Here is a 14,369-nt window from a genome sequence, read left to right on the forward strand (position 1 = left end):
GGAAGAGTCTCAGTTTTGGAACAGGAACACGCTGTATTTTCTGCACAGGACGAACACTATATGCGTCGTGCAATTGAGCTGGCTGCTTTGGCTGAAAAAGAAGGGGAAGTACCGGTTGGTGCCGTGTTGGTCAAACAAGGCCAGATCATCGCAGAAGGCTGGAATCAGTCTGTGGGATCTCACGATGCGACTGCTCATGCTGAAATTCAGGTGTTGAGAAAAGCAGGTACAGTGCTGGAAAACTACCGTCTCACGGGAACAACATTGTATGTCACTCTGGAGCCCTGTCCGATGTGTGCCGGCGCTTTATTGCACAGCCGTGTACAGCGCATTGTGTATGGTGCTTCAGACCTGAAGACCGGTGCAGCCGGCACCGTGATGAATTTATTTGAAGGTCAGGGCGTCTATCATTACGCCGTGATTGAAAAAGGGTTACTTGAATCAGACTGCCGACAACAATTACAGCAGTTTTTTAAGCGCCGGCGAAAAGAGATTAAAGCCAGTAAGAAACATCACGGCGGATAAAGGCCGGATAACGAACGATATTTCTGAAAGCCGGTATTTTTTGTTGTTGTCAGGAGCTGAGATGAAAACCCCGTTAAGTACATCACTCAGGATGAAAGATGGCTAATGTATGTCCGGTGCCGGGTGAAAATTTTCGCTTTGTTATTCGCCAGCTTACGTTTACGTCGCACTGTGGATGTGATTCTCCACAGATGTTTTGATTGTACCCTTCTTTTTAGCATAAACAGAATCCTCCTGTGTTCCTTTATCTCAATAAGACAGAAACATTTTTATCTGGGTTTATTGTTAACATGTTTTATGACCGGAAGATGAATCCGGAATGCCGGACTCATCTCTTATTTATGGCCTTTCAGGGAAGAAATCAAGAGCCAGTTGGTGACACTTTTCTGTTATTCTGTCTTTGCCGGATTTTACGGCTTCACCGGAAGTGATTCCGGTGTCTCTGACTCAGGTTGTTTTTTTTCAGTGATCTGTGGCGCTTGTTGGTTTGACGGAGCTGAATCTGCCCGTGCTTCAGCGCTGATTTTCTGTGTGGTTGCTGATGTGTCTGAGATCGTTTTTTCTGTATCAGAATGCGTTGTCTCCGGTGACGCTTGTTCAACGATCGTTTCTTTTTTCACACCATCATCCACCTGCTGTTCATCCACAGGACGAGCCTGTACAGGCGATCCGGGAATCACCACCAAATCATCCATTTCTGTTTCTGTCCCATTCTCATGCGCTGTGACGCCATTTGAATCCAAATGACCGATGAGGCTCTGGTAGTAACGGCGGATGTTTTCGACATAGGTCAACGCTTCATTGCCGCGGGCATAGCCGTAGCGTGTCTGGCTGAAATATTTTCTTTTTCTCAGCAGAGGCAGTCTGTCTTTGACATCTCCCCATGCATCCGGGTCACCGCCCTGAGAGCGTGTCAGGCGCCGGGCATCCATCACGTGTCCGAATCCCATATTATATGAAGCCAGTGCAAACCATATTTTCTCATGCGCAGGAATCGAATCCGGAATCCGGCTGACGAGTTTTCGCAAATATTTTACGCCCCCTTTAATGGATTGTTCAGCGTTGAGACGGTTCTTAATACCGACGGCTTTGGCTGTTGGCAGCGTCAGCATCATCATGCCACGTACTCCCGTTGGAGATTTTGCCTTCGGATTCCAGTGAGATTCCTGATAAGCCAGTGCAGCGACCAGACGCCAGTCAAACTCTTCCGCGTATTGTTTAAACAGCGGAGACCATTTGGGCAGACGGTCATCAATGGCCCTGAGAAATGCCCGTGTATCCACATAATCAAAAGTGCCAACATGACCGATGTATTTTTCTTCCAGTGAAGAAATCAGTCCGGCCTGTTTTTGTTGACCGAAAAATTCGATCATCAGTGCATACAGACTTTCATCGTCCGAGCGACGGATAAACCATGAAACGGGCTGGTCGTCAGTAATTTCAAATGCGGTGGCCAGTTCAGGATAAATCCGTTGTGCAAGAGATATTTCGATCGAATCGGCGATGGTAAATGCCAGCGAACCTTCCGAAACCTGTTTTAATAAATCATGAATATCTGAGTTTGTTTCAACCTGATAACGCAAATCCGGGTATTTATTCTTCAGATGAATCAGGGTTTGCTCAAAGTGGGAATCTTCGACCACACTCAGCAGGTATTTTTGTGGTTCAGAGGATTGTGGATCATTCTGCTTGCGGATGATTTGTTTGATATTGCGTGGTTTCCACTGTCCCTGACGATAAACGACCTGCTGGCTGACATAATAATAAACCGGACCTGGTCTGAATTGACTGATCCGTTCTTTAGTCTGGCTCTGGCCTGCGGCAATGATATCAATTTCACCCCGTTTCAGAGCCGGAAACAGTGATGAAATCCGGTAAACGGGCTTCACCTCGAGTTTGACCCCCAGTTCACTGGCAAACTCCCGTACCAGCTCGTAATCGAGTCCCGAAGGGCCGTCTGGACCGATAAAATAGGACAAACCATTATTGACGGTTCCAACGCGAAGCACGCCTCTTTGTTTGATTTGATCCAATTCACTTTTGGGTTTTGAATCGATCTGACAGCCACTCAACAGGGCAACACAGGAAAACCACAGAATGAGTAACTGAGTTGTATGGCGGAAAAAACGGGTCATGTACGGCTTGTCTTTTTTCATGAAATATATCTTTAAGCATTTAGTCCTTTATATCAGAGCTCCGGTGAATGGCAACTTTTGATTGTCCGAAACTCAGGTTAAACCGGCTGAGTCACAAAATAACCTTGATTTGTGTGCAGACAATCCGCAAACGGCGGCCTGAATACGCCAACTGTAAAAAAATGGCGCAAACGGTTGCGTTGGTTGTTACATCACAGAACTAATTCATTTATAATGCGCTCGCATCACAGAGGTGAAATTGGTGTAAATTGAGTGAGATTTGATTCAACTTTCTGAATTTATTCCAATTTTATACTCAACCAACTGCAACGAGACTTAAGCATATGAGAATTTTCCGCGGTTCCCCGGCACTTTCTGAATTTCGGGTAAATAAGCTTCTTGAACAATGTCGTGAACATGATTTACCTGTCACCGGTATTTATGCTGAATTTATGCACTTTGCTGATCTGACGGCTGAACCGGATGCTCAGGATGTTGAAAAGTTAGAAAAACTGTTGACCTATGGTCCGACGATTGAAGAACATCAGCCTGAAGGGCTGCTGCTTCTTGTCACGCCCCGTCCCGGAACAATTTCTCCCTGGTCTTCCAAGTCGACTGATATTGCGCATAACTGTGGACTGAACAAAGTGAAGCGTCTTGAACGCGGCACCGCCTATTATGTCGAATCTTCATCTGAGCTGAGCGAGGCCCAGGTGAATCTGGTGAAAGGATTGATTCATGACCGGATGATGGAAATAGTCTGTTTCGAGATGAATCAGGCCGCTTCACTGTTTACTGTCGCCGATCCTGCACCGATGACACCGGTCGATATTCTGGGCGGTGGCCGTCAGGCGCTGGAAGCTGCAAATACAGCACTGGGGCTGGCTTTGGCAGAAGATGAGATAGATTATCTGGTTGAGAGTTTTACCCGCCTGGGCCGGAATCCGAATGATATCGAACTGATGATGTTTGCACAGGCAAACTCGGAGCACTGCCGTCATAAAATATTCAATGCGGACTGGACAATCGACGGTGTTCGTCAGGATAAATCATTGTTTAAGATGATTAAAAATACCTTTGAAACCACCCCTGATTATGTCCTGTCAGCTTACAAAGATAATGCGGCTGTCATGACAGGCTCTCCGGCGGGTCGTTTCTTCCCTGACGCGACAGATAAGCAATATCGCTATCATGTCGAAGATGCCCATATTCTGATGAAAGTGGAAACACACAATCACCCAACCGCGATTTCTCCGTGGCCGGGGGCATCAACCGGAAGCGGTGGTGAAATCCGTGATGAAGGTGCTACGGGGATTGGGGGAAAACCCAAAGCCGGGCTGGTTGGTTTTACCGTATCGAACCTGCGCATTCCTCATTTTGAACAGCCATGGGAAACCGACTTTGGTAAACCGGGCCGGATTGTCAATGCGCTGGATATTATGCTGGAAGGCCCGTTAGGCGGCGCAGCATTTAACAATGAATTCGGTCGTCCGAATCTGCTGGGTTATTTCCGGACTTATGAAGAGAAAGTTCATTCTCATGCCGGTGAAGAGGTGCGTGGTTATCACAAGCCGATCATGATTGCCGGGGGAATGGGAAATATCCGGGAAGAGCATATCCAGAAAGGCGAGATTCCTGTGGGTGCCAAACTGATCGTGCTGGGTGGTCCGGCGATGAATATCGGTTTGGGCGGTGGTGCGGCATCTTCTATGGCTTCCGGACAATCTGCAGAAGATTTGGACTTCGCATCTGTACAGCGTGAGAACCCTGAAATGGAACGTCGTTGTCAGGAAGTGATTGACCGCTGCTGGCAGCTCGGTGAAGACAATCCGATTGCGTTTATTCACGATGTCGGTGCGGGTGGTATTTCGAATGCCTTGCCTGAACTGGTAAACGATGGAGACCGCGGTGGTCGTTTTCAGCTGCGTGATGTTCCCAATGATGAGCCGGGCATGAGTCCGCTTGAAATCTGGTGTAATGAATCGCAGGAGCGTTACGTTCTGGCCGTTGCTGAGGAAAATATGGCAACGTTTGATGCCATCTGTCAGCGTGAGCGGGCGCCTTATGCGGTTGTTGGTGAAGCAACGCAGGAACATCACCTGACGCTGGATGACTCGCATTTTGACAATACGCCAATTGATATGCCAATGGATATTCTGCTCGGTAAGCCGCCGAAAATGCACCGGGACGCAACCACGCTGAAAGTGAATGGCGTTGAACTTGATCGCCGTGGCATTGAATTGAATGAAGCAGTTGACCGCGTGCTGCGTTTGCCAGCGGTTGCAGAAAAAACATTCTTGATCACCATTGGTGACCGGACGGTGACGGGACTGGTTGCCCGTGACCAGATGGTTGGTCCCTGGCAGGTGCCGGTGGCAAACTGTGCTGTGACCGCTGCCAGTTTTGATACCTATCACGGTGAAGCGATGTCAATGGGTGAAAGAACACCTGTCGCATTGCTTGATTTTGCTGCTTCTGCCCGGTTAGCGGTGGCAGAATCGATTACCAATATTGCAGCCACGGATATCGGTGATCTGAAACGGATTAAGCTATCGGCAAACTGGATGTCACCGGCAGGTCATCCGGGTGAAGATGCGGGTTTGTATGAAGCAGTGAAAGCTGTGGGCGAAGAACTATGTCCGGCACTTGGCCTGACAATTCCTGTGGGTAAAGACTCCATGTCGATGAAGACCCGTTGGGACGATCAGGGCGAACAAAAAGAAGTGACTTCACCATTGTCACTGGTGATTACGGCATTTGCGCGTGTTGATGATATCCGCAAAACAGTGACACCTCAGCTCCGGACAGATATGGGTGAAACCAGCCTGATTGTCATTGACCTTGGTCAGGGGCAGAATCGTCTTGGTGCGACGGCGCTGGCACAGGTTTATAAACAATTAGGTGATAAACCGGCCGATGTAGACAGTGCTGAACAGCTGAAAGGTTTCTTTAATGCAATCCAGATGCTGGTGCGTGAGGATCGTTTGGTTGCCTATCATGATAAAGGCGATGGCGGCTTGTTTGTCACGCTGGCTGAAATGGCATTTGCCGGACATTGTGGTTTGGATGTTGATATTGCCGCTTTGGGTGAAGATTCACTGGCTGCGTTATTTAATGAAGAGCTGGGTGCAGTGATTCAGGTTCGCGATGAGGACATGGATTCGGTACTCGTTGCACTGGCTGCCAATGGTCTGGGGGATTGCGCACATGTGATCGGGCAGGTGGAAGCTTCAGACCAACTGGTCATTCGTCAGGGTGAAACGACGTTGTTGTCGCGGTCACGAACTGAATTACGGACGATCTGGGCTGAAACAACCTATCAGATGCAGGCACTGAGAGATAATCCTGAATGTGCCGGACAGGAATTTGAAGCGAAGAAAAATGATGCCGATCCGGGACTGAATGTCAGCCTGAGTTTTGATGTTCACGAAGATATTGCAGCGCCTTACATTGCCAAAGGCGCTCAACCGCAGGTTGCTGTATTGCGCGAACAGGGTGTGAACTCGCATGTTGAAATGGCTGCCGCTTTTGATCGGGCTGGATTTGACGCCGTTGACGTGCATATGAGTGATATCTTATCCGGCCGGACTGTGCTGGATGGTTTCGATGGTTTGGTTGCCTGTGGCGGATTCTCATACGGGGATGTACTGGGAGCGGGTGAAGGCTGGGCCAAATCTATTCTGTTTAATGAAGAGGCCAGAGCGCAGTTTGCCGCTTTCTTCCAGCGGCAGAGCACATTTTCTCTCGGGGTTTGTAACGGCTGTCAGATGTTATCAAATCTGAAAGAGATGATACCGGGCGCTGATTTGTGGCCACGTTTTGTGCGAAACGAATCAGAGCGTTTTGAAGCGCGTTTCAGTCTGGTTGAAGTTCAGCCGTCTGATTCCGTCTTCTTCAGCGGAATGGCTGGCTCCCGTATGCCGATTGCTGTTTCTCATGGAGAAGGCCGGGTGGAAGTCAGAGATACAGCGCATTTAGATGCGATTGAACAATCAGGAATTGTAGCGGTGCGTTATGTTGATAATCTTGGCAAGCCGACACAACAATATCCGAATAACCCGAATGGCTCACCAAATGCGGTGACAGGTCTGACGACGACAGATGGCAGAGTGACGATTATGATGCCTCACCCGGAACGTGTTTTCCGTACGGTCGCTAACTCGTGGCATCCGGATGACTGGGGTGAAAATAGTGGCTGGATGCGAATGTTCCGTAATGCCCGCAAGCACATTGGTTAATCCGAACGGTTGATTCATCTCTGTGACATCGGCAAATCCCCCGCCACAGAAGGTGGGGGATTTTTTGTGTCCCTTCTTTTTTTGAAACGTCTTTTTGAAAATTTTGACAGAAAGAATTGTAGCCGGTATATTTATATGCAATTTATTGATTATTTGTTAATCAAGTTGAATATCTGATATCTGTTCGCTGCAACATACACCTGATTTATACCTGAGTTTCATTTTTCTTCTGGTTGTTGAGGGAGCAGATCTCTTCTCTCCGAAACAAAGGTTATTCTTCCATGTATAAAACAAAAGCGTTTGTATTTCTTCCCGGACTGCTGGCTGCTTCGGTTCTTTTGGCTGTCAGCCCTTATTCCGTAGCAGCTGAATCATACTTTGGTGTTTCACCTGATGGGACAACAATGGGTGATATCACGCCGCAGGTGCCGGTTCTGGCATATGATGACCAGCATGTTGTGCTGAGCTGGCACAAACCGGCTGATTATGAAAAGATTGTCGATTATAAAGTATATAAGAATGGCAAGATGATTGGCTTAGCCAGTCAGAACAATCAGGATCATTCGCCTGCCGTTGAGTATATCAATGCCTTTTTCAAAGCAGACAAAGAGAAGTTTCATCAACGACCGGTCTATCTGAACTTTAAAGTGGAAAACCTGACGCCGGAGACGCGCTATCAGTTCCGTATTCGTGCGGTTTATGCGGATGGTTCTGAATCTTCATTCAGTAAAGCTCTGAGTTTTACGACAGCCCCGGCTTTTGGTAAGGTCGTTAACGTCATGGATTATGGTGCGGTGGGTGATGGTTCAACTGTCAATACACAAGCGATTCAGAAAGCCATTGATGACTGCGCTCAGGGCTCTGCCAGTGCTTACGGTTGTAAAGTGGTGATTCCTGCTTCCGGCGCCAATAACAGTCATCCGGTTTTTGTTTCCGGTGCACTTTTCCTCAAAAGTAATATGACGCTGGAAATTCAGGACGGGGCGACCTTAAAAGGTTCAGCCCGTGCCGAAGATTATCCGTTGAGTCAGGGATATCAGTTATACAGCTACCGGACCAACCCAACGGATTCGCGTCGTCCGCCTTCTTTACTCAATACGTTAACCAAAGATCACCGCAATGGTTCTGTGAATGAGCAGAAAGGATATGATGCCCGCAGACATCAGTTTGAAAATATCCGGATAACCGGTGGTGGTGTTTTGGACGGCAATGGCTGGCAGCATTCCGCGAAAGGAACGGCTGATGAAGCAGGCAATACGTTGACTTATTATCAGGAGGGCAGCCGTAAGAAAGTCTTTTCCTACGGCATTCTGGCAGATAACCAGATGCTTTCTGCATGGCATGAGCGTGATTCTGGCTGGAAAACCAGAAAAGATCTCTACAAGCTGGTGGAAAAATCTTATGGTGGCTTTAACGGCCAGACCAGTAAAGATTTATATGCAAACCGCCGCTCTAGTCTGGCAACACTCCGCGGAGTCACCCGTGTTTATGTGGGTGATCTGAAAATTCTGAATCCTGCTTACCACACGATTATGTTCCTGGAGAGCGAGGATATTACATTCGCCTATAATCACGTTGAAACCTATGACATCAACAATGCCGATGGGGTTGAGTTTGGCAATAGTGCCAATGCGTTCGTCTTCAGTAACTTTATGAATACCGGGGATGATGTGGTGAACTTTGCCGCAGGTCAGGGGGCTGATTATGAGGAAGGTTATTCAGACGCCAAACCGGTCGAGAAAATCTGGATATATAATAACTATCTGCGTGAAGGCCATGGTGCGATTGCGATTGGCAGCCATACCGGTGCATGGATTCAGGACTTGCTGGCTGAAGATAATGTTCTGTTCCTGACCAATTATGGGCTGAGAATGAAAAGCACCACCGCGACGGGTGGTGGCGCACGCCGGATTGTTTTCCGGGATAATGCCATGAAAGATATTGGCACACACAACCACTACACAATGAATGGGGTGAGTATAAAAAATCATGGTCAGATTGGTAGTCCGTTCGTCATGACACTGAAGTATGCCATGGGGGATAATGTATTTAAGGACGCCCGTCAGCCTGCGCAGTTCAAACATATCCGGATTAGCAATAATACGCTGGATAATGTGTCTGCAAAAAGTGGTGCGCCTTTGATTCTGGTGGACGGATTCGATGGTTCAAAGCAGGATGCGGCTTATCCCGGGAGTTTTCATGAAGACGTGATAGTTTCAAATCTCAAAGCGAAACATGTGGTCGCGACTCAAATTGATCATCTCAGGGATGCAACATTTAAAGATGTGACCGTGACCGACTGGGATAGTAAGCATAAATATCTGTGGAATATCAGTCATTCTCAGAATCTTCATTTTAAAAACGTCAAGCCAACCCATAAAGATGTCGAGTAACTGACAGGTTCAGAAAAGCTGCTGAATATTCAACAGCTTTTCTGTTTTATTTTTACATTATCCGTATGCATATTCACCAGGTTCAACATTACCAGAGTCAACAGACCCTGCAGGCGTTAGCGGAATTGCCCTGCTTCAGGTAAAAAATCAAATCCGGCAGAAGCAAGACGTGCGATGAGTGCTTCTTTATCGACTTCGTAGAAAGCGGCCAGCTGGTCAAGATCACCATTAAAATCGTCACGTAACTTTGTATTCACCAGGCTGAACAGCAGCACCGGATCCATCGTCGCGAATTTGGTCAGGTTCATTATTTATCCTCATGATCTGAGATGAGCAGGTTAGCGGCAGCAAATGCGGCTTTTTCTTTCACACTTTCAGGCAGTGCGTCATCGGAAGCGATATCGTTCAGCGTGCGGACAGCACAGCTGATTGCCTGAGGAACATAAGCCTGATCACCACTACCAATTTGTGCGTACAACCCTTTAATCAGGTCACAACATTCGTAAACTTTCATTGCTCATACCTTTGAAATGATAACTGCTCTCAATAGTACATGCCCGGACAGGTAAACTCAAAAGTTCAGCGCAGCACAGTTGTGAAAGCACAAATTATTTTGCGGATGACATTTCCGCCGGACATGATATTTTATTATTTTGGTTGCATAAAAGAACAACCTTGAGCCGGATAAAAGGAATCATCATGGCAGCGAGAGGAATAAAAAAGATCGGTTATGATTGTGTATGTGCTTACATCCTGTTTTTTTTATTCGCCTGTACATCCGTTTCGCCTGAATCACACCGGTCTGACAAGGTCACGCTCAATCCCTCTGAAAACCATCAGGTGTCTTATCAGGTGTCTCATCAGGTATCGTTAAGCAGTCAGGATAGGCAGCTGGCAGCGAATAAGCGTCTGGTGTATGACATGTGGCGGACACTGGTGGATGCGCATGATGCCCGGACGGCAAGACAGTACCTGAACCGGGATTTTATCCAGCATAATCCGGTCATTGACACAGGGCGCAGAGCCACACTGTCTTTTTTTTCGGCTTTAGGCCAGCCCCGGCCCGTATTACCCAGAGTGAAAGCAGAGCTGATTGCCATTGTTGCTGAAAAAGATTTAGTTGCATTGGTGCAGGCAGACCGGCAGCTATATCCACACCCATATACGACCACCTGGTTTGATTTATACCGGATAAAAAATAACCGGATTGTTGAGCATTGGGACCATGGAAAATTGCCTATGGGGATGATGCCGGCAGCTTATACTCCGGTGAAAGAAAATTTGGAACCTGAAAAAGTTTTAGAGAGTGAAGACCGGCAGCTGGCTGCCAATAAGCAGCGGATCTTTGCACAGTGGGGTCACGGGAATAATCCGGCATACTTTGCGAAAAACTGCATCCGCCACACGCCGGTACCGTTGCATCATACTGCTGTGTCGGAGACAACATTCAGACCATTCGTCAACATGATTGCGGAAGGCAATTTGGTGGTGATGGCGACAAAAGCCACTTATGAAGACGGGAAAGATAACCCTTACACCACAACCTGGTTTGAAATGTTTCGTCTCTCTGAAGGGAAGGTGACCGAATATTGGAATACAGCCAGACTGCCGGTGTTGCCGGTAGCGAACAGGCCCTGATTCCGTGAGCAGTATAGCGAATTCACGCTGAAAGCCGAACGCATACAAAAAAGGGGATGGTGATTACCATCCCCTGAGCATTGAGCTGCAAACAGAAATACCGGTTATGCCTGACTCAGTTGCTGTTGAATAAACGCAACAACATCGTCGATAGCCACAGGTGATTTTTCTCCGCTACGGCGGTTTTTATATTCGAAGTTGCCTTCGTCCATGCTGCGATCACCAATGATAATCGTATGAGGAACACCAATCAGCTCCATATCAGAGAACATCACGCCCGGACGTTCTTTACGATCATCAAACAATACATCAACACCCAGTGCTTTCAGTTCGCTGTAAAGCTTTTCAGCAGCCTGCTGAACCCGTTCAGATTTGTGCATGTTCATTGGTACGATGGCCACTTCAAATGGTGCAATCGCATCGGGCCAGATAATACCGTACTTGTCGTTGTTCTGTTCAATGGCTGCGGCAACCACACGGGTACAACCAATACCATAACAGCCCATTTCCATCACAACGCTTTTACCGTCCGGCCCAAGTACCGTGGCTTTCATGGATTCAGAATAATTTTTGCCCAGCTGGAAGATATGGCCAACTTCAATACCGCGTTTGAGCAGCAGCGTGCCTTTTCCACATGGGCTTGGATCACCTTCAGTCACATTACGCAGATCTTCAGTCTGACCCAGCGCAACATCCCGGCCCCAGTTGATCCCGAAGTAATGCTTACCATCAATATTGGCACCGGCACCGAAGTCACTCATGACAGCAACGCTACGGTCAACAATGAACGGCACTTTGAGGTTGACGGGTCCTAAAGAGCCCGGACCTGCGCCAATCAGTGCACGAATTTCTTCTTCACCGGCAAATTCCAGCGGCGCAGCGACTTGAGGCAGATTTTCTGCTTTCACTTCGTTGAGTTCATGATCACCACGGATAATTAAAGCAATCAGCGGAGATTCAGATTCATCAGAAGCTTTGACAAACAGTGTTTTCACGGTTTTCTCAATCGCCAGATCAAACTGTTCAACCAGTTCGGCAATGGTTTTGGCATCCGGTGTATCAACCAGTGTCATTTCCTGCGTTGGTGCAGCCCGGTCTGTCGCAGGCGCCAGTGCTTCTGCTTTTTCGATATTGGCTGCGTAATCGGATTCTGTTGAGAAGGCGATCAGGTCTTCGCCGCTTTCGGCCAGTACATGGAACTCCTGAGAACCACTGCCACCAATGGCTCCGGAGTCAGCCAGTACCGGACGGAAATCCAGCCCCATCCGGGAGAAAATATTACAGTAAGCAGTATGCATGTCCTGATAAGTTGCTTCGAGGCTTTCCCGGTCAATATGGAAAGAGTAAGCATCTTTCATGATGAATTCACGGGAACGCATCACACCAAAACGCGGACGAACTTCATCACGGAATTTGGTTTGAATCTGGTACAGGTTCAGCGGTAGCTGCTTATAGGATTTGACCTCATTGCGTACCATGTCTGTGATAACTTCTTCATGCGTCGGTCCCAGTACAAACGGTCGATCATGGCGGTCAGCAATCCGTAGCAGTTCCGGGCCGAATTTGTCCCAGCGACCGGTTTCGTGCCACAGTTCAGAGGGTTGAACCACGGGCATCAGTGTTTCAACTGCGCCGGCATTGTTCATTTCTTCCCGGACAATATTTTCGACTTTTTGCAACACACGCAGGCCGGTTGGCAGCCAGGTATACAGCCCTGAAGCCAGTTTACGAATCATACCGGCCCGTAACATGAGCTGGTGACTAACGATTTCTGCGTCGTTTGGCGTCTCCTTCAGCGTTGAAAGAAGGTATTTACTGGTACGCATTTATGGTATCCGTTCATCAGGTTAGACATGGTTTACCCGTTGAGATAACGGGATAAACGTTCAAATAAGCCGTCAATAATAGCAGCCATTGTGCTTTGTCAAAAGTACTCTGTGGTGAAATAGTTCAGGGATGATTTTGTGATGGGGTCACCGGCGTTATGGATGTGACGGTGATGACATTCTGCTGCACGGTAAACCGGACGTTCATTTCAAACAGATGAACCGCATATTCTTTCTCATCTGTTTTGCCTTTTTTGTAGGCCGGGCGCGGGTCTTGCGCCAGCACTTCCTGAATGACAGACCGCAGATGTTGCCCGTCAGGATGTGAGGAAAGACAGCGGCGGGCCGGTTCAGAAAAACAGACTTCTGACAGCTGTGGTGCTTCGTTTGCGTAGCCGCCAGCAGCGGATGGTATCGCATCTGAGTACGGCAGGTAAGGTTTGATATCAATCACGGGCGTGCCATGCACGATATCGACATTCCCCAGCTCGATGAAGATCTGCTGTCCTTGTTGTGTGATGCCTTTGAATTCAACCGCTGACATGCCGATACTGTTCGGGCGGAACGTTGACCGGGAAGCAAACACACCGATTCTTTCGTTGCCGCCGAGGCGGGGGGGACGAACCGTTGGTTTCCATCCGGCAGACTGATTCTGGTCGAACAAAAACAGTACCCACAGGTGGCTGAACTGTGCCAGACCGCGGACAGCCTCCGGGCAGTTTGCTTCTCCCAGCAGTTCGATCCGGGCTGTCGCAGAGGGCACCAGTTTCGGTTGTCTGGGAACGGCAAATTTTTCTTTATACGGACTGTGAATACGGCCGATGATTTCAGGCGAGCCACTCATATTTCAGTCCCGGTTGGTTGGTTGACGGGCAGCGTGACGTGCCAGAATCCGGTCAAAATGGCTGGCAAATTCGCGGCGGTCAGTCTGAGATAACGCTGCCGGTCCACCGGTTTGTACGCCGCTGGCACGCATGGTTTCCATAAAATCGCGGATATTGAGCCGGGACCTGATATTGTCCTGAGTAAACAGCTCACCACGGGGGCTCAGTGCCATCGCCTGTTTTTCCAGTACTTCACTGGCCAGCGGAATATCTGATGTAATCACCAGATCACCGGCCTCAACCCGACGGACGATTTCATTATCCGCAATATCAAATCCTGCCTGTACCTGCATAAAGTGCAGATTATTCCGCCGGGGCAGGGGAATGACATGGTTTGCCACAAAGGTAAAGGTTAAACCGGTTCGTTCTGCGGCCCGGACAATCACTTCACGAATGACTTTCGGACAGGCATCGGCATCAATCCAGATATTCAATCGTCTGTCTCCTGCGTGGTTGCTTTGGTTTCTAATATGGCTAAACGGTGGGCCAGTTCAGCAACCTGTTTTTCCAGTTGCTCAATTCGTTCTTTATCTGACAGGGTTTTGACCTGAACTTTGGGAACCCGCTGGGTTGATTTCCAGCTTTTGATTGTGGCAATAATGGCCGGAATCGGTACTTTGGTTGTCAACCGGCTTTTGACCAGCGCAACCGTTGGCTCTTTACCTTCTTTGATCAGCGCTTCAATCACAGCTGTCAGTTCTTGTGAGATATCTTTCGTTTGCATTTATAC

The 14,369-nt window shown here is 48.2% G+C and carries 10 protein-coding genes and 1 pseudogene; 4 read left to right on the forward strand and 7 right to left on the reverse strand.

The genetic code is table 11. The features are described 5' to 3' along the window. The first annotated feature begins 15 nt into the window (after positions 1-15). Positions 16-525 carry a tRNA adenosine(34) deaminase TadA gene (gene tadA, locus OCV29_RS05800; RefSeq protein ID WP_261887376.1) on the forward strand — a complete coding sequence of 170 codons (510 nt, stop codon included), beginning with the start codon at positions 16-18 and terminating at the stop codon, positions 523-525. Between the two features lie 506 nt (positions 526-1,031). On the opposite strand, the pseudogene mltF reads toward tadA, so the two are convergent. Next, positions 1,032-2,660: pseudogene (gene mltF, locus OCV29_RS05805) on the reverse strand (membrane-bound lytic murein transglycosylase MltF); the annotation flags it as partial. Positions 2,661-3,004: 344 nt separating this feature from the next. Here mltF and purL point away from each other — a divergent pair. Beyond that, a complete protein-coding gene (purL, locus tag OCV29_RS05810) occupies positions 3,005-6,898 on the forward strand; it encodes a phosphoribosylformylglycinamidine synthase (protein ID WP_073603887.1) in 3,894 nt (1,297 codons plus the stop codon). Positions 6,899-7,179: 281 nt separating this feature from the next. Beyond that, positions 7,180-9,291 carry a glycosyl hydrolase family 28 protein gene (locus OCV29_RS05815; protein ID WP_139281581.1) on the forward strand — a complete coding sequence of 704 codons (2,112 nt, stop codon included), beginning with the start codon at positions 7,180-7,182 and terminating at the stop codon, positions 9,289-9,291. Between the two features lie 116 nt (positions 9,292-9,407). Here the strand turns inward: OCV29_RS05815 and OCV29_RS05820 are convergent, their stop codons facing one another. Beyond that, on the reverse strand, positions 9,408-9,599 hold the full coding sequence (locus OCV29_RS05820) for a DUF4250 domain-containing protein (protein WP_073603886.1): 192 nt from the start codon (positions 9,597-9,599) through the stop codon (positions 9,408-9,410). Next, complete coding sequence (locus tag OCV29_RS05825) at positions 9,599-9,805, reverse strand: YaeP family protein (RefSeq protein WP_073603885.1); 207 nt, start codon at positions 9,803-9,805, stop codon at positions 9,599-9,601. The genes OCV29_RS05820 and OCV29_RS05825 overlap by 1 nt, the downstream gene beginning before the upstream one ends. A 185-nt stretch (positions 9,806-9,990) precedes the next feature. Here OCV29_RS05825 and OCV29_RS05830 point away from each other — a divergent pair, with 185 nt between their 5' ends. Next, entirely contained in the window at positions 9,991-10,929 is a 939-nt protein-coding gene (locus tag OCV29_RS05830; RefSeq protein WP_073603884.1) for a nuclear transport factor 2 family protein, read from the forward strand. Between the two features lie 104 nt (positions 10,930-11,033). On the opposite strand, the gene proS is transcribed toward OCV29_RS05830, so the two are convergent. The 4 genes from proS to OCV29_RS05850 form a co-directional block, all read right to left on the reverse strand. Further along, entirely contained in the window at positions 11,034-12,755 is a 1,722-nt protein-coding gene (proS, locus tag OCV29_RS05835) for a proline--tRNA ligase (RefSeq protein WP_073603883.1), read from the reverse strand. 124 nt (positions 12,756-12,879) lie between these two features. Continuing rightward, positions 12,880-13,599: a tRNA (N6-threonylcarbamoyladenosine(37)-N6)-methyltransferase TrmO gene (gene tsaA, locus OCV29_RS05840; RefSeq protein WP_073603882.1), complete on the reverse strand. Its 720-nt coding sequence runs from the start codon at positions 13,597-13,599 to the stop codon at positions 12,880-12,882. A 3-nt stretch (positions 13,600-13,602) separates the two neighbouring features. Beyond that, positions 13,603-14,073 carry a YaiI/YqxD family protein gene (locus tag OCV29_RS05845; protein ID WP_073603881.1) on the reverse strand — a complete coding sequence of 157 codons (471 nt, stop codon included), beginning with the start codon at positions 14,071-14,073 and terminating at the stop codon, positions 13,603-13,605. Further along, complete coding sequence (locus OCV29_RS05850; protein WP_073603880.1) at positions 14,070-14,363, reverse strand: hypothetical protein; 294 nt, start codon at positions 14,361-14,363, stop codon at positions 14,070-14,072. The genes OCV29_RS05845 and OCV29_RS05850 overlap by 4 nt, the downstream gene beginning before the upstream one ends. Positions 14,364-14,369 lie beyond the last annotated feature (6 nt).

Source organism: Vibrio aerogenes (assembly GCF_024346755.1).
Lineage (GTDB): Bacteria > Pseudomonadota > Gammaproteobacteria > Enterobacterales > Vibrionaceae > Vibrio > Vibrio aerogenes.